Origin of the sequence: Chryseobacterium joostei (assembly GCF_003815775.1) — a bacterium.
GTDB lineage: Bacteria > Bacteroidota > Bacteroidia > Flavobacteriales > Weeksellaceae > Chryseobacterium > Chryseobacterium joostei.
This window is the reverse complement of record NZ_CP033926.1, coordinates 2,983,743-3,007,081: the sequence shown is the minus strand read 5'-3', so window position 1 is coordinate 3,007,081 and position 23,339 is coordinate 2,983,743. Positions and strand designations below refer to the sequence as shown.

The 23,339-nt window shown below is 36.2% G+C and carries 21 protein-coding genes and 1 riboswitch; of the genes, 15 read left to right on the top strand and 6 right to left on the bottom strand.

The window, feature by feature from the left end:
- Window positions 1–11: 11 nt before the first annotated feature.
- The 3 genes from EG359_RS13655 to EG359_RS13645 are packed head-to-tail and all read left to right on the top strand — an operon-like array spanning window position 12 to window position 3,274.
- The gene (locus EG359_RS13655; RefSeq protein WP_076357101.1) at window positions 12–713 is read left to right on the top strand and encodes a DUF4013 domain-containing protein; all 702 of its coding nucleotides are present in this window, start codon (window positions 12–14) and stop codon (window positions 711–713) included.
- Window positions 703–1,254 carry an LptE family protein gene (locus EG359_RS13650; RefSeq protein ID WP_076357199.1) on the top strand — a complete coding sequence of 184 codons (552 nt, stop codon included), beginning with the start codon at window positions 703–705 and terminating at the stop codon, window positions 1,252–1,254. The genes EG359_RS13655 and EG359_RS13650 overlap by 11 nt, the downstream gene beginning before the upstream one ends.
- A 1-nt stretch (window position 1,255) precedes the next feature.
- Window positions 1,256–3,274, top strand: coding sequence for a tetratricopeptide repeat protein (locus EG359_RS13645; protein ID WP_076357099.1), 2,019 nt, complete (start codon window positions 1,256–1,258; stop codon window positions 3,272–3,274).
- A 47-nt stretch (window positions 3,275–3,321) separates the two neighbouring features.
- Here EG359_RS13645 and EG359_RS13640 read toward each other — a convergent pair whose 3' ends face one another.
- From EG359_RS13640 to EG359_RS13625, 4 genes are all read right to left on the bottom strand, one after another.
- Window positions 3,322–3,921: a DUF4126 domain-containing protein gene (locus tag EG359_RS13640; protein WP_076357097.1), complete on the bottom strand. Its 600-nt coding sequence runs from the start codon at window positions 3,919–3,921 to the stop codon at window positions 3,322–3,324.
- A gap of 199 nt (window positions 3,922–4,120) precedes the next feature.
- A complete protein-coding gene (gene rnpA / locus EG359_RS13635; RefSeq protein WP_076357095.1) occupies window positions 4,121–4,492 on the bottom strand; it encodes a ribonuclease P protein component in 372 nt (123 codons plus the stop codon).
- Window positions 4,492–5,217, bottom strand: a complete 726-nt coding sequence (locus EG359_RS13630) for a tRNA threonylcarbamoyladenosine dehydratase (RefSeq protein ID WP_076357093.1) — start codon at window positions 5,215–5,217, stop codon at window positions 4,492–4,494. Before EG359_RS13630 ends, rnpA begins: the two co-directional genes overlap by 1 nt.
- Complete coding sequence (locus EG359_RS13625; protein WP_076357091.1) at window positions 5,210–5,836, bottom strand: TatD family hydrolase; 627 nt, start codon at window positions 5,834–5,836, stop codon at window positions 5,210–5,212. The genes EG359_RS13630 and EG359_RS13625 overlap by 8 nt, the downstream gene beginning before the upstream one ends.
- Before the next feature lie 96 nt (window positions 5,837–5,932).
- On the opposite strand from EG359_RS13625, the gene EG359_RS13620 reads away from it, so the two are divergent.
- The 7 genes from EG359_RS13620 to EG359_RS13590 all read left to right on the top strand — a co-directional run bounded on the left by EG359_RS13620 (window position 5,933) and on the right by EG359_RS13590 (window position 13,304).
- On the top strand, window positions 5,933–6,562 hold the full coding sequence (locus tag EG359_RS13620) for a TetR/AcrR family transcriptional regulator (protein ID WP_076357089.1): 630 nt from the start codon (window positions 5,933–5,935) through the stop codon (window positions 6,560–6,562).
- Between the two features lie 103 nt (window positions 6,563–6,665).
- Window positions 6,666–7,661 carry an outer membrane protein assembly factor BamD gene (locus EG359_RS13615; protein WP_076357087.1) on the top strand — a complete coding sequence of 332 codons (996 nt, stop codon included), beginning with the start codon at window positions 6,666–6,668 and terminating at the stop codon, window positions 7,659–7,661.
- A gap of 42 nt (window positions 7,662–7,703) precedes the next feature.
- A complete protein-coding gene (locus EG359_RS13610; protein WP_029298198.1) occupies window positions 7,704–8,027 on the top strand; it encodes a DNA-directed RNA polymerase subunit omega in 324 nt (107 codons plus the stop codon).
- Window positions 8,028–8,164: 137 nt separating this feature from the next.
- The gene (gene coaBC, locus EG359_RS13605) at window positions 8,165–9,373 is read left to right on the top strand and encodes a bifunctional phosphopantothenoylcysteine decarboxylase/phosphopantothenate--cysteine ligase CoaBC (protein WP_076357085.1); all 1,209 of its coding nucleotides are present in this window, start codon (window positions 8,165–8,167) and stop codon (window positions 9,371–9,373) included.
- 36 nt (window positions 9,374–9,409) lie between these two features.
- Entirely contained in the window at window positions 9,410–10,312 is a 903-nt protein-coding gene (porD, locus tag EG359_RS13600; RefSeq protein ID WP_076357083.1) for a type IX secretion system protein PorD, read from the top strand.
- 200 nt (window positions 10,313–10,512) lie between these two features.
- Complete coding sequence (locus EG359_RS13595) at window positions 10,513–12,162, top strand: DNA repair protein RecN (protein WP_076357197.1); 1,650 nt, start codon at window positions 10,513–10,515, stop codon at window positions 12,160–12,162.
- A 203-nt stretch (window positions 12,163–12,365) separates the two neighbouring features.
- Window positions 12,366–13,304, top strand: coding sequence for a Dyp-type peroxidase (locus EG359_RS13590; RefSeq protein ID WP_076357081.1), 939 nt, complete (start codon window positions 12,366–12,368; stop codon window positions 13,302–13,304).
- Between the two features lie 120 nt (window positions 13,305–13,424).
- Here the strand turns inward: EG359_RS13590 and fumC are convergent, their stop codons facing one another.
- Complete coding sequence (gene fumC, locus EG359_RS13585) at window positions 13,425–14,819, bottom strand: class II fumarate hydratase (protein WP_076357079.1); 1,395 nt, start codon at window positions 14,817–14,819, stop codon at window positions 13,425–13,427.
- Between the two features lie 137 nt (window positions 14,820–14,956).
- On the opposite strand from fumC, the gene EG359_RS13580 reads away from it, so the two are divergent.
- Together EG359_RS13580 and EG359_RS13575 are read left to right on the top strand one after the other, a co-directional pair.
- The gene (locus tag EG359_RS13580) at window positions 14,957–16,564 is read left to right on the top strand and encodes a fumarate hydratase (protein WP_076357077.1); all 1,608 of its coding nucleotides are present in this window, start codon (window positions 14,957–14,959) and stop codon (window positions 16,562–16,564) included.
- Between the two features lie 94 nt (window positions 16,565–16,658).
- Window positions 16,659–16,943 carry a hypothetical protein gene (locus EG359_RS13575; protein WP_174567038.1) on the top strand — a complete coding sequence of 95 codons (285 nt, stop codon included), beginning with the start codon at window positions 16,659–16,661 and terminating at the stop codon, window positions 16,941–16,943.
- Window positions 16,944–17,036: 93 nt separating this feature from the next.
- Here the strand turns inward: EG359_RS13575 and EG359_RS13570 are convergent, their stop codons facing one another.
- Window positions 17,037–17,897, bottom strand: coding sequence for a helix-turn-helix transcriptional regulator (locus EG359_RS13570; RefSeq protein ID WP_076357075.1), 861 nt, complete (start codon window positions 17,895–17,897; stop codon window positions 17,037–17,039).
- Window positions 17,898–18,042: 145 nt separating this feature from the next.
- Here EG359_RS13570 and EG359_RS13565 point away from each other — a divergent pair, with 145 nt between their 5' ends.
- The 3 genes from EG359_RS13565 to EG359_RS13555 all read left to right on the top strand — a co-directional run bounded on the left by EG359_RS13565 (window position 18,043) and on the right by EG359_RS13555 (window position 23,246).
- Complete coding sequence (locus tag EG359_RS13565; RefSeq protein WP_076357073.1) at window positions 18,043–19,095, top strand: T9SS type A sorting domain-containing protein; 1,053 nt, start codon at window positions 18,043–18,045, stop codon at window positions 19,093–19,095.
- A gap of 171 nt (window positions 19,096–19,266) precedes the next feature.
- Window positions 19,267–19,372, top strand: a riboswitch (SAM riboswitch).
- A gap of 93 nt (window positions 19,373–19,465) precedes the next feature.
- Complete coding sequence (locus EG359_RS13560) at window positions 19,466–21,910, top strand: TonB-dependent receptor plug domain-containing protein (protein WP_076357071.1); 2,445 nt, start codon at window positions 19,466–19,468, stop codon at window positions 21,908–21,910.
- Window positions 21,911–21,917: 7 nt separating this feature from the next.
- Window positions 21,918–23,246: an APC family permease gene (locus tag EG359_RS13555; protein ID WP_076357069.1), complete on the top strand. Its 1,329-nt coding sequence runs from the start codon at window positions 21,918–21,920 to the stop codon at window positions 23,244–23,246.
- Window positions 23,247–23,339: the final 93 nt, after the last annotated feature.

Genomic DNA, 23,339 nt, shown 5'->3' with positions numbered 1-23,339 from the left:
CAATATAAATAATGAAAGTAATTTTAACACCTAAACCTATCAATTTTAAACTCGGAGAATATATTAATAAAGGTTTTGAGTTTTTAAAGAAAGACTTCGGTAATATTTTTGTGGCGTTTTTAGTATGCTGTCTTATGTCAATTATTCCTTTTTGCAGCTTACTGGCAATGGGAAATTTATATAAATATCTTCAAAAACTTAATAGAAATCAGGCAGCAAGCCCCGGAGATATTTTTGACTTTAAAGACTTTATGCCTTATTTTATCTTACAGTTAATTGTTTTTGGAGGTGTTTTAGTACTTTACATTCCTTTGATTATTGTGATGGCTGTAACCGGCGGAATGTCAGAAAATAATGAAAACCCGGTTGCCATAATTTTTATGATTCCTTATATATTTTTAATAATAGCAGCTATCTATTACTTCGTATTGAGAGGCTTCTATATTACCCCATTAATTAGTCTTAAAGGAATTAAGGATATAAAAGAGGCTTGGAATATTTCAAAAGTAATGAGTAAAGGAAATTTAATATCAATTTTGCTTTTCTCAATAGTAGTGGGTATTCTAGCTCAGATTGGTGTTATTGCTTGCGGAATAGGGATTTTTCTTACGATACCATTTTTATATACTGCAAATTATTTTGCCTATGAAGATGCTATTCAACAAATTGAACATGATGAAATTACTGAAATTGGATCTAAAAATGAATTTTAAAAATAAAAATATTAGTCTGAAACAGCCAATACTGGTTGGAGTTCTTTTTGCTTTACTGGGAGTGCTAAACTCTTGCTACAGCTTTACAGGATCATCCCTTACAGATGAAAAGACCGTTCAGATCAATGAATTTCCCAATAATGCAACCCTTGTAAACCCTGCATTATCACAGCAGTTTTCAACAGATATTCAGAATAGATTTCTACAGAGAACTACATTGAAAGGGACTAAAGAGAATCCTGATCTATTGATTGAAGGAGAAATTACAGACTATACCATTACGCCAACTACGATCAGCTCTAACACATCGCAAACTCCAGCGGGCGGAGTGATACAGCAGGCACAGAATAAGCTTACAATTACTGTAAAGGTGCATTATGAAAATAAAATACATCCTGATTCTAGTTTTGATAGAACCTATACTGATGAAGCTGCCTTTAACAGCAACTTGTCACAATCTGATATCGAAGCTTCACAGGTGAAAATTGTAACAGAGAGAATTATTAACAAGATTTTTAACGACATTGTAGCGAATTGGTAAGATGAATCCCAGAGTTTTAGAATTAATAAAAAATCCGAAAAATATTCAATCAGAAGACCTTGGTCTTTTGAAAGAAGAGATTCACTCTTTTCCCTATATTCAAAATATAAGGGCACTTCATTTATATGGAGTACACCTGTATGAAAAAGAAAATTATCAGAAAGAGCTTTCCATTACAGCAGCTTATACTACTGATAAAAAAATTCTTTATCAACTGATTAACGGGAAGATTCAGCAGAAACGTAAACCCGAAGCTGTAGAAGAAAAACAATCCTCCAAGATTGTTGAAAAACCTCGATATGCCTATAAAGAAAAAGCTTTTCCAATAAAACGGGAAGAAGCTGTTCCTGAAAAAAATGAAGAGGAGGGAAAAGAGTCATGCATATTGCAGGCTCCCCAGCAAGAGGTGAATCATGTCTTTGTTAATGGAGAAAGAAACAGAATCTTATTTGAGGGCGAAGAAAACTTCCTTGATGAGGAAAATACTGAAACCATTGATCTTGAATCTACATTAGAATCCGGAACACTGGTTACCCAGAAGCTGGCATCCATATCAGAAGAACCTGCTCACAATAAAGAAGAGGAAAAACAGACCGAAACTGAAGAAAATACAGGTGAAAGCTTTACTCCAACAACAATTGTTGATGAAGACGCAATTATTTCAGAAACTGAAGAAGAAAAAGTAGAAGAAGAGGAGAACCTAAGCTTTGAAGAAACGGAGGCCTTATTGCCGGTAGAAAATATCGAAGAAAATAAAGCTGAAGAATCAGTAGAATCTGAAGCAATCATTGAAAACGAAAATATTTCAGCTCCTACATTCGAAGATGAGACAAAACAATCCGATGCTGAATTAAGCTTCCACGGAACTGAAGCATTTCTGCCTGATGTCAAAATACAGGTAAATAATGAAGAAGTGAAAGAAGTTGCTGATGTTTCCCAGCCTGTAAATAAGCATGAGGAGGAAATGAGACGTCTGATTGAGGAAGTAGAGAAAAAAATGAAGGAAACAAAGTCTGCTCCACAACCTGAGAAAGAAGAGCCGGAAGCTTCCAAAGATCATGAGATCAGTTTTGCAGAAACTCAGAATTTCCATTTTTGGTCTACAAATCAGGACAGTCCGGGATCCGAAGAAATAAAAACAGAGCCTATACAGCAGGAAAAACCTGTTGAACATATAGAAGTACCAGTAGAAAGCATTACGAAGGAGGAGGTTGTAGAAGAAAAAGAAGAAGCAGCTCCTGAAATTCAAACTACCTGGAGACCAATGAGCCTTGAATCTAATACACCTGATTCTTTGATCAAGAAGTCAGCAGAAGTTGTTATCCCTATAAATACACAGCTTCCTGCTACACAGGTTGAAAAGACTGAAAACGTAGAGGTTATTAATGAACCTGAAGCTGAGCTGAAAGAATCAGATGACAGTGTTTTACCGATAATAGAAGAAATTTCTGAGCCGGCAGAAGATCAGCCTGAAAATAAAGAAGTTTCAACGGAAAATATAGGTGCAGCCACTCCCAAAGAAGAAGCACCTGTAATGAATGTTTCATTCTTTGGTTCAGATATTTCAAGCCTAAGGGTTGAAGAGGCAAGGAAAGAAAATAAAGAAGGATCAGTAGACGAAGAAACAATGCAGAAGGCTGTGGTAGATAATATCCCTCAATCCTCTATCAATAGTAACGTACCAGGGTTTATCAATACTTGGCAAAGTTGGCTGAAAATAGATAGACCAGAAGAGGTAGAAAAGGAAAAGGTGGAGATCAAAGAGAAAGCAATTGAAGCTTTTATTGAAAACAATCCTAGAATCAGTCAGCTAAGAGAGGAAAGCTCCTACGTTGTAAAAGAAAAGAATGATGATATCTCACATTTGATGACAGAAACGTTAGCTAACCTTTATTTTGAACAAAAGCTATACACCAAGGCGATAAAGGCATTTGAAATATTAATCAAGAAAAATCCTGATAAAAAAGAATATTTTCAAACCAAAATCAAGGATATAAAAGATTTTAGAAGTAAAAACTAAATAAAAAAGTACAGTTGAAATAACTGTACTTTTTTTATATTTAAACCTTAGGGAGCACTTTTACTGCCCCGTAATTTCTTCCAGGCTTTCCGTCCAAAGATAACCACAACAACCAATAAGACAATAGCTAAAATAGCGGCAATAATAGGTGCTGCCATAGCAAGAACAGACATGATGCCTGCACCAGCCGTTTCTGTGGTTCCTACAACAGAATTTCCCAGTCCTCCTGTAGTGGCAGTAGAAGCGGCCCGTATTCCTGCAAATCCTGAGCTAATAGTAGCAGCTGTTCCTCCACCGGCAATTAATGCCAATGCCCATTGTGGAAATGTTCCCAGCTCAGCAAACTGACTGGCAAATAAAATAGAACCGGCAACTGTAGCCATGGGAATGGTGACAGTATCCAATAAATGATCAACAAAAGGGATGTAATAGGCCAGAATCTCAGCAACCGTGGCTATTCCTGTTGTAATAAGCGTTGGCAAGCCCGCAAGCCACTCAAATTGCTCATTCATCGGGATCCAATGGAAGTAAGAAGCCAGACTTACAATAAACATGGGTAAAAATACCCTGAAGCCCGTAGCGGCAGCCAGTCCAATGCCTATAAAGGCACTGATTACATAGGAAAGGTAGGGAATGTTATCTAACATATTCGTTTTCAGATTTAATGTTTTCTATAAAATTACAAAAACTATCTGAGATTTGATATGTTGTGAAATCTTGGTTAATACAGGAAAAAATAAAAATCCATAAAATCAGCAAGCAAAAAATTGTAGATCTTCATAAATCTCCATACTGAATTGAGCATTGAGAAGCTGTGATAGCTTCATATTGTTGTATTAAAGAGTATTACTTCTTCTGTGCCTCACACAATTTTATAAACTGTGCTTCAACGTCCTGAAACTTTTGTGGCATTTCAGGAGAAACCCAAAATAACATAGCAATAGTCTTTTCCCCAAAAGCATTCTTAAATAAATCCTTATTCAATCGGTAACATTCCCGAAGAAGTCTTTTTACACGGTTTCTATGAACCGCTTTTTTGAAATATCTCTTTGAAACAGATACGCCAAACCTACCGCTTTGTACCGGAAGAGTAGGCTTGTCTTTCAAAATGATAATTCTTAGATTTCCAGAAGTCCTCCATTTACCTTTTTCAAAAAGTAAACCGATCTCTGTATTCATTTTAAGCTTTTCCGCTCTGGGATATTTGGTGTTCTGCATTAATCTTGTTGCACTAGATAGTTAATGACTTCAGCAGCAGTATACAAACCGAAAATTGCAGGCATATAGCTTATTGTTCCGTAAAAAGATCTTTTATAGTTGGTTCCGTCAGTCATTTTTAAACTTTCTTCATCCTGAATATCATTGGCAAAAACACAACGAACTCCCTTGTCAATTTTTACCTTTTTCAGTCTTTTTCTCACTTGTCTTGCGAGGTGGCAGTGTTCGGTTTTGCTAATATCTCTTACCAATACTTTGCTTGGATCGGTTTTTCCACCGGCTCCCATTGAACTTACAATTTTTATCCTTCTTCTTTTGGCAGCAATAATCAAACAAAGTTTTGGAGTAACGCTGTCAATACAGTCCAAAACATAGTCAAATTTTGCAGAATCCAAAACTTCATCCATTCTTTCAGGATTTAGAAACTCATTGATTTTGGTTAAGTTAAGATCAGGATTAATATCTAAAAGTCTTTCTGCAACAACCTCTACCTTATGCTTTCCAACGGTAGAACGTAAAGCGGGTAACTGTCTGTTGATATTCGTAATATCCACTGTATCACCATCCACGATTGTCATGTTTCCTACTCCGGCTCTTGCCAGAAATTCAGCAGCAAAAGAACCTACTCCGCCTAAACCCACAACCAGAACAGTGGCTTTATTCAATTTTTCCAAACCTTCTTCTTTTACCAGAAGTTCTGTTCTTTCCAACCAGTATTTATCCATTTCTTATCGTGTGTAAATTTTCTAAAATTTGTTCGTTGAGTTGTTCCATAGAAATCTCTTTTATCTCCGAAACTTTTAGGTACAATTCTTCGATCTTAAAATCTTCATTGTCAGTTTCTAAAAAGAGTCTATCTAGTGGAGTGTTTTTTAAAATATCCTGCAAAGATAAATTATACAAAACAGCTTTTCCAAAACTCAGGTAAAAATTATTGGTAAGAAGATCCGTCGCAATTTGCTGTTTCTTATTAAAACCATGAATGATCATAGCCTGACTGGACTTTTTCCTAAATGAGATCACCTCATAGAATTTTCTCACGCAGTGAATAATAATCGGTTTTTTTACCTCATTGGCTATTTCAATCTGCCTTAAAAAGACTTCCTCCTGAATTTTTTGATCAATTGGAACCATAGAATCCAGGCCGCATTCACCAACAGCAAAGCAATTTTGGAACATCATACTTTTCATCCAGCTAAGCTGCAGGCTGATATTAATAACATCAATATCATTGGGATGAATGCCTATTGAATAAGGAAAATCTGGCGGAATCCCCTCAATGTCCAAATTGTAAATTCCGTCTCTGATATTTTTTTTATGATGGTGAAAATCAAAAAATTCCATTTTCAAAAATACTATAATTCAGAATTAATTAAAAATTATTAAACAATCGTTTATAAATGTGTTAAAAATTTCTTAACTTTACTCAAAGTACACTTCATGAAAAAAAAATTTACAGAAAAACAGATTCACATACTGGATATTGCAGAAGAGCTGATTGCAAAAAAAGGATACGAGGGAACTTCTGTAAGAGATATCTGTTCTAAGGCAAATATAAATGTCGCTATGATCTCTTATTACTTCGGTTCCAAGGAGAAAATGATGTCTTATCTCTATCAGTACAGAGTATTGAAGACCAGGGAGAATTTCTCAGAATTTGCAGACACCATCAAGGAAGGAAAACCTGAAATGCAGATGCGTGAAATGATCAAATATATCGTTTCCCAACTATTCAAATACAATTATTTTCATGGGTTTGTTACTCAGGAGCTTCGTCATACAGAGAACCTAAAGGATGAATTGCTGGACTTCTATCAGCTGTTTGTAAAGAAACTGGATGAAGTGATAAAAAAAGGGGTTGCTTCCGGAGTCTTTACCTTTACTCCAAAACCAGAGGATATTCTTACCATGATTATTGGTTCCACATTGTTTGTAATCCGAAACAAAAACTTTTATGAACTTTACGTACCAAGTAAAAATGAAGAAGCCTACTCAAAAGAGGCTGAGAAAAAAGTGAGAATGAATCTTTTATTGAGCGTTTTTGCTATTTTGGGATACGCTGCAGACTAAATTTACGTTAAATATTCATAAAAAAAAATCTATTGACAAAAAAGTTATATTTTTGCAAATTAGTAAATCGGCTGTGTAATCCGAAAACTGTTGAATTTTTTATATGAAAAAATATATTTTAGGTCTTTTTGCTGTAGCAGTAATTGCCTCATGTGTAAGCCAGCAGGAAAGAGCAATGAAGAGCGCTGATAAAGAGTTTATCTTAAAAGCAGCTAATGAAAACTTCGCGAAGAAGAAGTGGAAAAATGCATTGGCTCTTTACGACAGACTTGCCAATCTTGTGGCAGGAACAGATGACTTTCCTAACGTAGGTTTCAATACAGCGTATGCAAACTACTATGACAAGAACTATAAGTTGGCGGGTCATCAGTTTAAAAATTTTGCAGTTAACTTTCCAAAGGATCCAAGAGCAGAAGAAGCAGCTTATATGTCTGCATTATGTTACTATGAGGGATCTATGGATTACAACCTGGATCAATCGAGTACAGAATTGGCTATCAATGAACTTCAGGATTTCCTGAACAATTATCCAAATTCCGAAAGATCAAAAAATATTTCTCAACTTATTGATGAGCTGTCTTATAAATTGGAATTCAAAGCCTATGAAAACGGAAGACAGTATTTTAAAATGGGACAGTATAAAGCTGCCAATGTAGCATTGGAAAATGTATTGGAGGATTTCCCAAGTACAAAGCTTCGTTCAAAAATTTATGACTACATCATGAAGTCACGTTATGAATTGGCTACAAAATCAATTTATGATCTTAAGGATGAGCGTATTGAAAGTGCTTTGACCTATGCAAAAATGGTAGAGAAGGAACTTCCTAATACAGAATATTCCAAAACTGCAGCTGATCTTAGAGTAAAGCTGGAGAAAGAAAAACAAAACTTTGTTGTTGTTAAAAAGCAAACTGAAGAAAGAATTGCAGTTTTAACAGCAAGACAGAAAAAAGAAGCTGATAAGCTGGCTAATCAAAATAAAGCAGACCAGCAGATTAAAGATCAGATTAGCAATGAAAAGCAAGCAAAGCAGATGCAGAGGGACAGTGCAGCCCTTCAGACACCTCCGCCTGCAGCGACTTTCAAAATTCAAAGATAATTCGTAAATTTGCCATCTTATAAATAAAATAATTTTCTCAAAATGAGTGTAAAAGATACAAAAGCAGAAGTAAATACTATCACTTACGATAAGGATAAGATTGAAGATAAAGTAGGTTCAATCTATGAAGCTATTGTTATCATGGGAAAGAGAGCAGAGCAAATCAATGCGGAGATCCGTACGGAACTTCACAATAAATTAGATGAATTTGCTGTTCACAATTCTACATTAGAAGAAGTTTTCGAAAACAGAGAACAAATTGAGATCTCTAAGCATTACGAAAAACTTCCAAAGCCAACTTCAATCGCTATTGAAGAATGGTTAAACGGAGATGTGTATTTCAGAAAAACAGAAGAGAGAAAATAATCATCTGTGTTTTTTATAAATGAAGGTCATAAAAGAAAAGAATTCTTTTATGACCTTTATTGTTTTAAACCCTTATTTTTAAACCCTTATTGTGGGAAAAAATAAGTATTTTAGTGTTTCAAAAAAATTAAAGCTAAATGAGTGTTTCCGGTAAAAAGATACTTATCGCCGTTTCAGGAGGAATTGCGGCTTATAAAGTTCATTTTCTGATAAGGGATTTTGTGAAAAAAGGAGCTGAAGTGCAGGTAATAATGACTCCCGATGCAGAGCATTTCGTTACCAAATTAAGCCTGTCTACATTGTCCAAGAAACCTGTTTATTCTGATTTTTATGGAGATAATGGAAGCTGGAACAGCCATGTGGAATTAGCCTTATGGGCAGATGCCATGGTTGTGACACCCTGTACAGCAAATACCTTAGCTAAAATGACTCACGGGATGTGTGATAATCTCGTTATTGCAACCTACATGTCAGCAAAATGCCCTGTGTTCATTGCCCCTGCAATGGATTTGGATATGTATATACACCCATCCACAAAGAAAAATCTGGAACTAGCTGAAGGCTTTGGTCATACCATCATTCCTGCAGAAAACGGTGAGCTGGCAAGCGGATTGATCGGACAGGGAAGAATGGCAGAACCTGGAACTATTTTTAATGTTATCGAAGACTATTTTACAAATAGTATGTCAACAATAAACAGTCTTCAGGGAAAAACAGTCCTGATTACTGCCGGACCTACTTATGAAGCCCTTGATCCGGTAAGGTTTATAGGAAATCATTCCTCAGGGAAAATGGGGTTTTCTCTGGCTGAGGAAGCTTCAAGAAGGGGGGCAAGGGTAATCCTAATTTCAGGACCAAGCTCACAAATCCTTAATGATAAAAAAGTAGAACTTTATAAAGTAACTTCAGCAAAGGAAATGTTGGCAAAAGTATTTGAATTTTATGATAAAATAGATATTGGGATTGCAAGTGCTGCGGTTGCGGATTATGCTCCAAAAGAGATTGCCAAAGAAAAAATCAAGAAAAATGATGAAAATCTCACCATTGAGCTGATTAAGAATCCTGATATTCTTAAAACAATGGGAGAAAAGAAAACCCATCAGTTTTTGGTAGGATTTGCTTTAGAGACTCAAAATGAAGAAGAAAATGCAAAAGGAAAGTTGGAAAAGAAAAACCTTGATATGATTGTTCTTAACTCTCTTCGTGATGAAGGGGCCGGATTTAAAAATGACACCAATAAAATCAAGATATTTACCAAAACAGAGAAAAAAGAATTTGACCTGAAATCGAAAGGAGAAGTTGCAAAGGATATTCTCAATTTTGTTGAATCTCAGCTTTTAAAATAATTTTAATAAATTTCCGTTCTCAATTTTTAATAGACAATGAAAAAAATTATAAGTTTATTTTTTCTGTTTTTTATATGCAACCTTGGTTTTTCTCAGGAATTACTGGCTACGGTTCAGGTAAATTCCCAACAGATAGGAGGAAGTAATCAGCAGGCATTTAAGTCATTGGAAAAAAGTCTTAGAGACTTTATCAATAATACCAGCTGGACAGGAAAGAAGTTGCAGAATTTTGAAAAGATTAAATGTGGCTTTGCCATTGTTATTTCAGAAAGAAATGTAAACAAATTCACGGGAACAATTGTTGTGCAGGCAGTGCGTCCCGTTTATAACACAACCTACGAATCCCCTTTACTGAATCTTCAGGATCAAAGATTCAGTTTTGAATATATTGAGAACGAAAACCTTATTTTTAACGAAAGACAGTTTTCCGGCAAAAACCTTACTGATGTTATCAGTTTCTATATTTATCTTATTTTGGGATATGATGCAGACAGTTTTCAGTCAATGGGAGGAAGCCCATGGTTTGCAAAAGCTCAACAGATTGCTCAAAACGCTCAGAACAGAAACTATGATGGATGGAATACCATTAATGAGCCAAGAAGCCGTTCAATACTAATTAATGAAATTATCAATCCTAACTGGAGCCAGTTGCGCTCTACCATATACACCTATCACAGATCAGGGATGGATAACCTTTTCAATCAGGATCAGACTGCGGGTAAAAAAGTGATCTTCGATGCTCTGATGCAGCTTAAAAGATATGAAAACTCATTCCAGCAGGGATTTTTCTTCAATCTTTTTATGGATACTAAAAGTGATGAGATCTTCAATATTTTCAATTCCGGAAATAATGGCGGGCTTATTCTTAATGATTTAAAACAAAACATGATCATTCTTTCACCGAAAAACGCTGATAATAAGTGGAATAAATGGAAATAATGAACAATCGGGGAAAGATTGAAGGAATTATTGATCTGATGCTTAATTTTTTGAGTATCAATATAAAAACTTTTATGATTTGCTTACTGAAATTCCCCAAAAATAGGTTTGCATAGTAATTGATATTTGCCATTTCTGTTTTCATTAAAAAAACTTATTTTTACCATTCAAACTCCAATTGGATTATAACCAGATTATCAATGCTTTCGAGAATTTACATTAAAAACTTTGCCTTAATTGATACCTTAGAAGTATCATTGAAAAATGGTTTACAGGTAATAACTGGTGAAACAGGTGCTGGGAAATCCATTATTCTGGGTGCACTGCGTCTTATTTTAGGAGAAAGAGCAGATGTAAAATCCATCGCCAAAACAGAGGAGAAAAGTATTGTAGAAACAGAGTTTGATCTTAATAACCAGTTTAAAAAGTTTTTCATTGAAAATGATCTGGATTATGAACATCAGACCATTATCAGAAGAGAAATTCTTCCATCAGGAAAATCCCGTGCATTTATCAATGACGTTCCTGTGACACTGGATGTTCTTAAGGAACTTTCTTCCCAATTAATTGACATTCACTCTCAGTTTGAAACATCAAATCTTTTTACTTCAGAATATCAATTTAAAATTATTGATGGACTTTCTGAAAATAAGAAGATTATAGAAGAATATCAGCAGGAGTTTTTAGATTTTCAGAATCTTAAGATGCTGCTTAAAAAATTAAAAACACAACTTTCAGAATCTACCAAAGAAAGCGATTATAAAGAATTTTTACTTAACGAACTGGAAGAATTAAAATTGGATGACGTAGATTTTGAAGATGTTCAGAACCAGTTGTCTATTCAGGAAAATGCCGGAATGATTTCTGAAAATGTAGGACAGATTTTATCAAGATTTCACCAGGAGGAAATCGGGATTCTGTCTTTCTTTAATGAAGCAAAAGCTAAGCTTTCCAGAATCTCTGAAGTTTCTACCAGCTTTGCAGAGCTTGATCAAAGGCTTGAGATTTCTTTTGTAGAGCTGAAAGATATTATTTCCGAACTTGAAGATGAGGCAGAGAAAGTAGAAATCAATCCTGAAAACCTTGTATCCCTTACAGAACTGAACAATAAAATCAATGCATTATTCCTTAAGCATAATGTGTCAGATCTTCATGAACTGATAGAAATAAGGAACGAATTAGCGGGAGATCAGAAAGGAGCTTCAGAGCTGGAATCACAGATTGCTGAAACTGAAGAAAATATTTCTAAAAAAGAAAAAGCACTTCAGACTCTTGCTGAAAAGCTTTCTAAAAATAGAAAAAAGAACGTTTCTGTTTTTATTAAAAAAGCAGAAAGTCTTCTTAAAAAATTGGGTCTTGAAAAAGCAAAGGTAGATATAGAATTGCAGGATGCTGCTGAATTTACCCCATTTGGAAAAGAAAATATCCAGCTTTTATTTCAGGCAAATTCAGGCTTCCCACTAAAGCCGATCCAAACAGCAATTTCCGGAGGTGAAAGATCAAGGGTAATGCTTGCTGTAAAGAAAATTATTGCAGAAAGTGACGAGCTACCGACTTTAATTTTAGATGAAATTGATACCGGAGTTTCAGGAAAAGTAGCAGAGGAAATTGGGAATCTTATGCGTGAAATGTCTGAAGATATGCAGTTGATTGTTATCTCCCACCTTGCACAGGTTGCCGCTAAAGGAAATGATAACTATAAGGTTGTAAAGCAGGATATTGCCGGAAAAACCCAGTCTACTATTATTCCTTTGAGTGATGAAGATAAACTGAACGAAATAGCTCAATTGCTTTCCGGAAGCAAGATTACAGAAGCAGCTCTTGCACAGGCAAAAGAGTTGATTGGCTAATACCGTAATATTCTCTACCCCAAATTATTCTGAGAGTAGTTTCAAGATTTAAAAATCTGTGGAGAAAGCTATATTCTTTACTCCTGAAGAAGATTTGTGTTTTGAAAGCATCCCCTATTTTTAAGCATTAAAAATTAAAGATTTTTTATCGTACACCGTTGAATTCTCTGATAAGTTTAAATAACTTTACTACAAAAAGATAGATGAGTACGATAGAATCACAAAATGTAACTGATTATCCTAACAGTAATACCATCTTTATGGTCTGGAAACTTCATGATAGTCCCCAGCTAAAAGATGCTTTTCAGAATCTATGTGCCTTGGTGCTAAACCTTAATAATTCGGGTTTCAACAGATTTCCGGACAGTAGGGTAAGTTGTGTGATGGGAATAGGTGCCGAAGCCTGGAAAAAACTGGAACTTCCAACACCTGCACCCAAAGAACTAGCAAATTTTAAAGAAATAAAAGGAGAAAAGCATACTGCCGTTTCTACACCGGGAGATCTTCATTTTCATTTAAGGGCAGATAACAAAAGCCTGATCTTTGATATGGCCATTGAAATATCAAAGCTATTGAAACCTGTTGCGGAAAGTATCTTGGAAATTCACGGATTTAAATATTGGGATGCAAGATCTATCCTTGGTTTTGTGGATGGTACAGAGAATCCACACGGAGATGATCGTGACTATTTTGCAAAGATCGGAGACGAAGATCTTCAGTATAAAGGCGGAAGTTATCTGTTCGTTCAGAAGTATCTTCATAATATGGACGCTTGGAAAAGCCTTACCAAAGAAGATCAGGAAAAAGTAATCGGAAGATCCAAGGAAAATGATATTGAAATGTCTGATGATGTGAAGCCATCCAATTCTCACATTGCCTTGGCCAATATTGAAGGTGAAAATGGCGAAGAATTAAAGATTGTAAGAGATAATATGCCTTTTGGAAATCCGTCCACCAATGAGTTTGGAACTTATTTTATTTCCTATGCAAGTACATTTACCACCACAAATAAAATGCTGACCAATATGTTTATTGGAAACCCTCCGGGAAACTATGACAGAATATTGGATTTTAGTACAGCCGTTACGGGAACGCTTTTCTTTGTTCCTACCAGAAATATGCTGGATGACTTTTCAGGATAAATATAAACGATTAAGCTAATATTCTACCAATCATCCTATCACGATTGAATAGAATCTCTGACTAATATAAAAAGCCCCGAAATTTTCGAGGCTTTTTACTATTTAATCTATATTCTAAAATTATTTTAAACTACCAACCATATCTTCCGGTTTTACCCATTCATCGAATTGTTCAGCTGTTAAAAGGCCTAGATTGATGGCTTCTTCTTTTAATGTTGTGCCATTTTTATGGGCAGTTTTTGCAATTTTTGCAGCATTTTCATATCCAATGTGAGGATTTAAAGCCGTTACAAGCATTAATGATTTGTCAACGAGTTCTTTAATTCTCTCATGGTTTGGCTCAATACCCACTGCACAATGATCATTAAATGAAATACATGCATCAGCAATTAATTGCGCAGATTGTAGGAAGTTATAAGCCATTACCGGTTTGAAGACATTCAGTTCGTAATTTCCTTGAGTGCCGGCAAATGAAATGGTAGTGTCATTTCCCAGAACCTGAGCACAAACCATTGTTAAGGCTTCATTTTGAGTAGGATTTACTTTACCAGGCATAATGGATGATCCCGGCTCGTTTTCAGGAATATGAATTTCCCCGATTCCGGAACGTGGCCCTGATGCCAGCAATCTAATATCCTGAGCAATTTTAAATAACGAAACAGCAAGCTGCTTTAATGCTCCATGACTTTCCACAATAGCATCATGAGCTGCCAATGCCTCAAATTTATTCTCTGCTGTGATAAACGGGTGACTGGTAAATTGGGCAATATATTCAGCAACCTTTACATCATAACCGTTTGGTGTATTCAATCCTGTCCCTACAGCCGTACCTCCAAGAGCAAGTTCAGCAAGGTGTGGCAAGGTATTTTTTAAGGCTCTTAAGCCAAATTCCAATTGAGCCACGTAGCCCGAAAACTCCTGTCCCAATGTAAGCGGAGTCGCATCCATCAGGTGGGTTCTTCCGATTTTTACCACATCCTTGAACGCTTTGGATTTTTCAGAAAGAGTATTTTTTAACTTTTCAACGGCAGGAATGGTTGTCTCTACTACTTTTTTATAAGCTGCAATATGCATGGCAGTAGGATAAGTGTCATTGGATGACTGAGATTTGTTAACATCATCGTTGGGATGAATTTCAGACTTGTCACCTAACGTTCCTCCATTATTAACATGTGCTCTGTTGGAAACAACTTCATTAACATTCATATTCGATTGTGTTCCCGAACCCGTCTGCCAGATCACCAAAGGAAACTGATCGTTAAGCTTTCCCTCAAGGATTTCATCACAAACCTTGGCAATCATATCTCTTTTTTCAGGAGAAAGTACCCCTAAATCAGCATTGGTATAAGCTGCTGCTTTTTTTAGATAGGCAAAAGCTTCAATGATTTCATGGGGCATTGATCCCTCAGGGCCAATTTTAAAATTGTTTCTTGAACGTTCTGTTTGTGCTCCCCAAAGTTTGTCTGCAGGTACCTGCACATCTCCCATGGTGTCTTTTTCTATTCTGTAATTCATTGTGATTGAAATTTTTATAAAGTTACTGATAACCGCAGAAATTCGCAATTTATAATCATTATAAATATCAATCTAAATGACTGATTTTGCTCATATTTTTTATGAGGAGCCGTATTTTTGTACAAACAAAAAATTGAATGGACTTTAGATATCAGGATCCGTATCCGATTCAGAAGGATGATACGGTGTATAAAAAACTTACATCAGATTATGTAAAGGTTGAAAAACTGGGTGACAGAGAAATTTTGACAGTTGACCCAAAAGGATTGGAATTATTGGCTGAAGAAGCTATGGCAGACGTTTCCTTTATGTTACGTTCTTCACACTTGGAAAGCCTTAAAAGAATCATTGATGATCCTGAAGCTACAGATAATGACAGATTTGTTGCCTACAACTTACTACAGAATGCTGCCGTAGCCGCAGAAGGTGCTCTTCCTTCTTGTCAGGATACAGGAACAGCTATTGTAATGGGTAAGAAAGGTGAAAACGTATACACTGGAGTAGATGATGGTGAATTCTTAAGCCGTGGAATCTTTAATACCTACCAGAAAAGAAATCTAAGATATTCTCAGGTAGTGCCTTTAACAATGTTTGATGAGAAAAACTCAGGATCAAACCTTCCGGCACAGATCGATATTTATGCTAAAAAAGGAGATTATTATGAATTCCTTTTCCTTACAAAAGGAGGAGGTTCTGCGAATAAAACATTCCTATACCAAAAGACAAAATCTTTGTTGAACGAAAAATCTCTTGAAGAATTTATCAAAGAGAAAATTTCAGATTTAGGAACAGCGGCTTGCCCACCATACCACTTAGCTTTGGTAATTGGAGGAACTTCAGCAGAAGCGAACCTTGCAGTAGTGAAGAAAGCTTCAGCAAAATACTATGATAATCTTCCAACAGAAGGAAATGAAGCAGGTCAGGCTTTCAGAGATCTTGAATGGGAGGCTAAAGTTCAGAAAATTTGCCAGGAAAGTGCTATTGGAGCACAGTTTGGAGGGAAATACCTTACTCACGACGTAAGAGTAATCAGACTTCCGAGACATGCTGCATCTTGTCCGGTAGGAATGGGTGTTTCTTGTTCTGCAGATAGAAATATCAAAGGAAAAATTACAAAAGAGGGAATTTTCCTTGAGCAGTTGGAACAAGATCCAAAGAGATTCTTACCTGCTACACCACCACATTTGGAGGAAGCTGTTGAGGTTAACCTGAATAAGCCAATGCCTGAAATTTTGGCGGAGCTTTCAAAATATCCAATCAAGACAAGATTAAAATTAAATGGAACATTGATCGTAGCAAGAGATATTGCTCACGCTAAGATCAAGGAAATCATTGATAGTGGTAAACCAATGCCTGAATATTTCAAAAACCACCCAATCTACTATGCGGGACCTGCAAAAACACCAGAGGGAATGGCTTCAGGAAGTTTCGGGCCTACTACAGCAGGAAGAATGGACGTTTACGTTGATGAATTCCAGAGCCATGGAGGAAGTATGATTATGCTGGCGAAAGGAAACAGAAGTAAGGGTGTTACAGATGCTTGTAATAAATACGGAGGTTTCTACCTTGGATCAATTGGTGGACCGGCTGCTATTCTTGCAAAAGACAATATTGTGTCTGTAGATGTAGTAGATTTCCCGGAATTAGGAATGGAAGCCGTAAGAAAAATTGAGGTAAAAGACTTCCCTGCATTCATCATTACCGATGATAAAGGAAATGATTTCTTTGCAAATCTTGCCCACTAATTAGTTTAAAATTAAAATAAATTAGAAAATAGAGCATGTATCTTTTGTGTAAACAGGAAAAAAGTTCTATTTTTGCCTAAAATCTTTAAGAGATATGATAACGATTTTATCAGCATTTTGGCCGTTTTACCAGTTCCTATGGACTGTATTCTTCATTACTATGTTCTTAGTGGGGTTCTGGTGTATTTTTATGTTCTTCGGATTAGTAATCCCAATGTGGCTAACTGAAGGTTTGAAAGAGTACTTCGGAAAAGTGAAGCCTTTCGATCCTGAAGATATCAGAAGAAAGCTTATTACTGAGCAGGAGGGAGTAGAGGTAATCTATAGCCAGCCTAAAGGAAACGGACCTTTTATTCACGATCACGGACATCATCATTAATTGATTGTCATTGCTTTTTCACCTTAATTCTGAAAAAGTAATATCAAAGCAAAACAACATATATAAACCGCTTAATTTTTTTAGGCGGTTTTTCTATTTATTATTCCTCAGGTGCTCCGGAGAGACTCCGAACTTCTTCTTAAAGGCACGGGTAAAGTTCTGGATGTACTCATAGCCACACTCAATGGCGATTTCCTTAATCATAATATCCTTGTCGGAGATTAATTTTTTTGCTCTCAGCATTCTAAGTTCCGAAATATAGTGTGAAATGGTGGTGTGATATTCTGCCTTAAATTCCTTTCTGATCATATTCTGATTAACCCCCATGAGCTTTCCGATTTCCTCTGCCTTAATATTTCGATGGTAATTTTCATCAATAAACTTTTTGACCATTTCTGGATTCTTGGATGTTGATTCCAGCAAATTTTTTTCATTGAACTGTTCGAAGATAAGGATCAGAAGCTTAATGATCTTGGCTTCAATAAATAATTTCTGTATCATTCCCTTTTTAGAAGAACCTAAAATCTCCTTTAATATCATATGCATTTCTACGGTCATATTCGGGGGAGTTGCTTTCTGGAGGAAAACAAAATTATTATGAATCATGCTTTTCAGGATTTCTGCTCCCTCATCATTGGATTCAGAGTAAATCAGGTTTGAAACATACCGATAATTGAGTTGGATATGCAAATATTTTAAACTTTCCTGATCCTCAGTCCATAGTTCAGCATTGCTTTCCCGGGGTGAGTAATGAAGAATGTATTGATTTTTTTTGAACACTAATTGTGTACCGCAGTCATGAGCTTTCAGATTGACATTAGGACTCAATAAAAAAAGAAGATTAAAGCTTGATTGACCTTCATGGATAGATGATCTCGAAATCCTTTCAGAATCAGGGTCTTCCTGTATTACAATCTCGATGTTATCGGATTTAAACACTCTTTCACTTCTCATACAAGAAAATTTACGGTTATGGTACAACTTAAAGCAAATCCTCAATAGGATAACTAAAAGTTGGGAAATGATAACCCGGAATTAATTACGAGGAGTACTTTTGCGCAAAATTAAATTAAATTTAGAATAATTAAAAATAATATTTATGATTGGAGATTTATATTTTGCAGTAAGAAAACTGGGAGTAGGGATAATATTGATACTCATGACAGGAAGTACAATGTTTGCGCAGCAGGGGCCGGGAGTTCCTCAGAGTTGTAATAATACAGATCCTGGAAATAATACAGGAGATATTGGTTGTGTTACTTTTACATATCAGGGGCAGCCTGTAACTTATACTACGGTACGTGGCGGAGATGGAAAAGTTTGGCTTCGACAAAACCTTGGAAGCTCAAGGGTTGCCAATGCAATCAATGATGCAGAATCCTATGGAGATTTATTTCAATGGGGAAGATGGGATGACGGGCATCAGTTGAGAAATTCATCTACAACATCATCCCCCGCTGTTAATAATCCAAAAGGGGTACAGGGTATAAATTCTTATATTACTGGTAGTCCTGCTTGGTGGGAAACAAATGCAGCTGATGATAAATGGATAGGATCCAACTTAGCAGATGTATCAGAGACCGTTGGTATTGATCCTTGCAGGGCAATAGGCCCAGAATGGAGACTACCCACACAGGCTGATTGGGCAAATATTCTCCCAATTGAGGGGATTACGAATCCTACAAAAGCTTTTGAAGGAAGTCTAAAATTGCCGATGGGAGGATTTAGAGGTTCTGAGGGAGGCTTTACATTTGTAGGACAAAGAGGTTATTTCTGGAGTTCTAATGCTACAGGAACAGGTGCAAAATATCTATATATAGGAGCCACAGTTACCAATGCAGCGGCAGGCGCACCAAGATGGCAGGGAGCATCCGTAAGATGTATTAAAATAACTGCAGGATTAGGGACTTCAGAAACTCATATCAATCGTTCAACCCCTGATGTTTACCCCAATCCTACCAATGGAATTCTTATGGTAAAGACGGATTCCGGAATTGAGGGAGTAAAGGTTGTAAATGCTGTTGGACAAAGAGTTCCCGTTTTGTTTTCAGATAATCAAATCAATATGAATGGACTTTCGCAAGGGTTATATATGATTGAGCTAAAGTTAAAGAACGGCCAGTCTGTCTTTAAAAAAATCATGAAGAAATAATAATTTCTCAGGATTACAATCAATAGATCTTTAGAATTTTCGTTCATACAAAATAGTTCATTACAATTACTTTTATTGAAAAGCTCATGAAATTTTTCATGGGTCTTTTTTCTTATTGGTGCAGGCGTGCCTTTTTTTGGATATTTAAAAAAATACTCTACCTTTGCAGTAGATTTATCAAGAAAGGTGGAGGGATTTGGCCCAAAGAAACCTTAGCAACCGACACAATTCCAGAAGTGTAAAGGTGCTAATTCCAACCCGATGGGGGAGATAAGTGAAGTCAATATTCTTATATGAATTCCATTTCTTGAAGTCTTGTGTATCTGCAGCATGTTCTGTGGAGAAATAGTATTAATTGGCAAGAATAAAGATGAAAAAACTAAGTATAGCTGTATTACTGCTTGGGACAATTTTAACTGCAGCCCAGGAGCAGGAAGAAAAAGGAAAACAAATTGAGGATATTATTATCGTAGGAAACCGAAGTGCTAAAAGGACAAAACTGGATACTCCGGTTCCTGTAGATGTTATTAATATTGATAAAATTCAAAAATCATCACCGCAAATGACTGCTCAGGATCTCCTGAATTATGTTATTCCGTCCTTTAATTCTGTAAGGCAATCTGCTTCCGATGGTACAGAACATATTGATCCTGTAACCTTAAGGGGAATGGGTCCGGATCAGGTATTGGTATTGCTTAACGGGAAAAGAAGGCATACAACCTCTTTGGTGAACTATCAGAATACAGTTGGGAATGGTTCTGTGGGAACGGACCTAAGTACTATTCCTATCATTGCCATCGAAAAAATTGAAGTTTTGAGGGATGGTGCTGCGGCACAATATGGTTCAGATGCCATTGCAGGAGTTATCAATATCATCCTTAAAAAAAATACCGGAGCTTCAGCAAGCTTAACCTATGGATTAAGTGGAAGAAATGATGGAGATACCTATCAGGCTGGTGTCAACTATGGTGCATCTCTTGGAAAAAATGAAGGTTTTGTGAATCTCTCACTACAGCTAAGCCACAGAGGAAAAACAACAAGAACTCAAAACCATGACCTTGATATTTTCGGAAATAATTTTGCTTATGAATTTGCTGATAATCCGGATATTGCAAGAAAAAATGATGATGATATCATCAAAGAAAGAGGACTGACACGAGATGATTTCAATTTTCAGGTTGGGGATGCGCAAATCAGGCAAGGACAGTTATTTTTCAATTCAGAATATCCTTTGAATGAACAATTTAAACTGTATTCATTTGGTGGTTTTAGTATCAAAGAAGGAAATGGATATGGTTTCAGAAGACTTCCAAGCGAAACCTCGAATGTAGTTTCATCAATCTATCCTAATGGTTTTCAGGCTGTCTTAGGCTCTCAGATCTATGATATTTCCTATGCTGTAGGAGCAAAATATAATGTGAATAATTGGTTGATTGATCTAAGTAATACATTGGGCAGCAACACATTCAACTATAACATTAGTAATACCAATAATGCTTCCTTAGGAGCAAAATCACCCACTCGTTTTTATGCTGGAGCGCATAGTTTCCTGCAAAATACAGTTAACTTGGATGTTTCCAAAAATATAAAGAATTTCAATATAGCATTTGGTGGAGAATTCAGATTTGAACAATACCAGATTAAGGCTGGAGATGAAGCTTCTTATGCCCAATATGATGTCAACGGAAACATTGCTGTGGACGGATCTACAGTGAGCGGAGTAGGCGGGGCACAATCCTTTATTGGTTTTTCTCCACGTAATGTGTTGAAAAAGGACAGGCATTCAACGGCGGTGTATGCTGATTTTTCATATGATTTAGATAAAAAACTAAATATAGATGTTGCTGGAAGATTTGAAAACTATTCAGACTTTGGAAATAGCCTGAACGGAAAACTGGCAATAAGGTATGAGTTTGTAAAAAATTACGCTGTAAGAGCTGCTGTGGGAACGGGGTTTAGAGCACCATCACTTCAACAGCAGTATTTTAACAATTCCTATGCAGATATTTCTACTACCGGTTTGAAGATTGTTACCAAGGGAATTTTTAATAATGACAGTAAGGCGGCTGAGGTTCTTAATTTTGACCGTTTAAAACAGGAAACTTCGGTTAACGGAAGTGCCGGATTTACGTTAAAACCGGCAAAAGGATTGTTCATTACAGTAGATGGATATATCATTAAAGTAAAAGACAGAATTGTTATTACCGGAAATATTACAGATCCAAGACTATCAGATCCTAATGTGGTAGGGAAAGGAAATGAGGTAGAAAGCGGACGATTTTTTGCTAATGCCATAGACACGGAAACCAAAGGGGTAGATGTTGTGGTTTCCTATGATTGGAAATTAGGTGGAGGAAATTTGAATGTAAACCTTGCCGGAAATTATACAGAAACAAAGATTACAGACTTCCATTTTCCAGAAAATATAAATACCCCAAGAGATCAATATTTCGGGCCGGATCAGATTAATATTATTGAAACCCTTTCCCCAAAGACCAAAGCATCATTAGGCCTGAACTACGGAATAGGAAAATTTAATTTTCTCGTGAGAAATACCTACTTTGGTAAAGTAATAAGAGATGGCTTCCCTTTTGGAGAAGTTCAGGAATTTTCGCCAAAGGTAGTTACTGACGTTAGTGTGGGTTATGATATCACAAAAAACATCAACTTTACGATAGGGGCTAATAATGTACTGGATGTCTTTCCGGATCTTCAGGTCTATAAAAATTCATATTATGGAGTATTCAAATATGCGCCGGTACAAATGGGAACGTTGGGAAGCTATTTCTTTGGAAGACTTAATTTTAACTTTTAATCATTAAATGAGCACTGCTTCACATCAGATCGGCTGGAAAACAGCTGCAGCCATCGTCGTTTCCAATATGATAGGAACGGGAATCTTTACTACCTTGGGATTTCAGCTCTCTGATATCACCAATACCTACAGTATTTTTCTGTTATGGATCATCGGAGGAATTCTTGCTTTGTTCGGAGCTTTCTGTTATGCAGAATTGGGTTCTCACTTCAAAGGAAACGGTGGAGATTTTATCTATCTTAAAGAAACATATCATCCTTTATTCGGATATTTAATAAGCTGGATTTCCCTTATCATTGGGTTTTCCTCACCCGTTGCACTGGCGGCATTGGCAATGTCGAAATACCTTTCCGTATTTGATTTTTCCTTTGGAAACGGTTTTGCCATTGTAGCAATTTTTCTGGTAGCCATTAGCTTGTCCTTCAGTTTAAAAACCTCAAGCCGATTCCATAATTTTTTTACTTTTATTAAAATAGCCTTTATTATAATATTGGTTATTTTGGGAATAGGGCTTTCAGAATCTCCTCAGATTGGAAACAGCCTGAATTTTAGTGACAGCTGGCAGAAAGAAATTATGCTTCCTGCCTTTGCAACTTCGCTGGTTTTTGTTACCTATTCATATACCGGCTGGAACTCTGCTTCTTACATTGCAGGAGAAATAAAAGATGTTCAAAAAAGTCTTCCCAAGTCCCTGATTATAGGAACTGTGTTTGTGACGGTAAGCTATATCCTTGTCAATTATATTATGCTGAAACATGCGCCTATAAGCCAGTTGGCAGGAAAAGAAGATGTAATGGGAGAAGCTGCTGTTAATATGCTGGGACTTTCCTTTGGGAAGATTGTCAATATTTTTATAGCATTACAGCTTATTGCCACTATCAGCGGCTACCTATGGGTAGGTTCAAGGCTTACACAAGCCTTTGCAAAAGATACCTACCTTTGGAAGCCTCTTTCGGCAGGAAACAAAAAAGGAATTCCGGTAAGGGCTATTTTTGCCCATGCTATGATTGCTACTGTTATTATTTTAACAGGAAGCTTTAAGGAAATTTTTGTTTACACAGCTTTCATACTTCAGCTATTTGCAAGTCTGGCAATCTCTACGGTGTATTTTCTTAAAAAGAAAGACCGGAAAATCTTTAGGTCCAATGCCTTTTATATTTTCCCAACCGTTTTTTTATTGTTCAGTGGATATATTCTCTATTTTACATTTATCCATAATCCAAAGGAAAGCTTGATAGGATTAGCCATTATAGCTGTAGGTATTATTTTACATTTAATAGACAGAAAGCTTTCCAGAGGAGGTAAAGAAGAAATTAACAACATTAAAAGCAAATAAGCTCCCTATTTTATACTTTTAGCCTATTGTTCAAAAATTTATACTTTAATTTTGAATTAATAATTCTTATCTTTGCACCCACAAAAATTCCAG

Coding starts and splice junctions, on each gene's coding strand:
- EG359_RS13655 (WP_076357101.1), top strand. CDS start 12: ATGAAAGTAATTTTAACACCTAAACCTATCAATTTTAAACTCGGAGAA.
- EG359_RS13650 (WP_076357199.1), top strand. CDS start 703: ATGAATTTTAAAAATAAAAATATTAGTCTGAAACAGCCAATACTGGTT.
- EG359_RS13645 (WP_076357099.1), top strand. CDS start 1,256: ATGAATCCCAGAGTTTTAGAATTAATAAAAAATCCGAAAAATATTCAA.
- EG359_RS13640 (WP_076357097.1), bottom strand. CDS start 3,921: ATGTTAGATAACATTCCCTACCTTTCCTATGTAATCAGTGCCTTTATA.
- rnpA (WP_076357095.1), bottom strand. CDS start 4,492: ATGCAGAACACCAAATATCCCAGAGCGGAAAAGCTTAAAATGAATACA.
- EG359_RS13630 (WP_076357093.1), bottom strand. CDS start 5,217: ATGGATAAATACTGGTTGGAAAGAACAGAACTTCTGGTAAAAGAAGAA.
- EG359_RS13625 (WP_076357091.1), bottom strand. CDS start 5,836: ATGGAATTTTTTGATTTTCACCATCATAAAAAAAATATCAGAGACGGA.
- EG359_RS13620 (WP_076357089.1), top strand. CDS start 5,933: ATGAAAAAAAAATTTACAGAAAAACAGATTCACATACTGGATATTGCA.
- EG359_RS13615 (WP_076357087.1), top strand. CDS start 6,666: ATGAAAAAATATATTTTAGGTCTTTTTGCTGTAGCAGTAATTGCCTCA.
- EG359_RS13610 (WP_029298198.1), top strand. CDS start 7,704: ATGAGTGTAAAAGATACAAAAGCAGAAGTAAATACTATCACTTACGAT.
- coaBC (WP_076357085.1), top strand. CDS start 8,165: ATGAGTGTTTCCGGTAAAAAGATACTTATCGCCGTTTCAGGAGGAATT.
- porD (WP_076357083.1), top strand. CDS start 9,410: ATGAAAAAAATTATAAGTTTATTTTTTCTGTTTTTTATATGCAACCTT.
- EG359_RS13595 (WP_076357197.1), top strand. CDS start 10,513: ATGCTTTCGAGAATTTACATTAAAAACTTTGCCTTAATTGATACCTTA.
- EG359_RS13590 (WP_076357081.1), top strand. CDS start 12,366: ATGAGTACGATAGAATCACAAAATGTAACTGATTATCCTAACAGTAAT.
- fumC (WP_076357079.1), bottom strand. CDS start 14,819: ATGAATTACAGAATAGAAAAAGACACCATGGGAGATGTGCAGGTACCT.
- EG359_RS13580 (WP_076357077.1), top strand. CDS start 14,957: ATGGACTTTAGATATCAGGATCCGTATCCGATTCAGAAGGATGATACG.
- EG359_RS13575 (WP_174567038.1), top strand. CDS start 16,659: ATGATAACGATTTTATCAGCATTTTGGCCGTTTTACCAGTTCCTATGG.
- EG359_RS13570 (WP_076357075.1), bottom strand. CDS start 17,897: ATGAGAAGTGAAAGAGTGTTTAAATCCGATAACATCGAGATTGTAATA.
- EG359_RS13565 (WP_076357073.1), top strand. CDS start 18,043: ATGATTGGAGATTTATATTTTGCAGTAAGAAAACTGGGAGTAGGGATA.
- EG359_RS13560 (WP_076357071.1), top strand. CDS start 19,466: ATGAAAAAACTAAGTATAGCTGTATTACTGCTTGGGACAATTTTAACT.
- EG359_RS13555 (WP_076357069.1), top strand. CDS start 21,918: ATGAGCACTGCTTCACATCAGATCGGCTGGAAAACAGCTGCAGCCATC.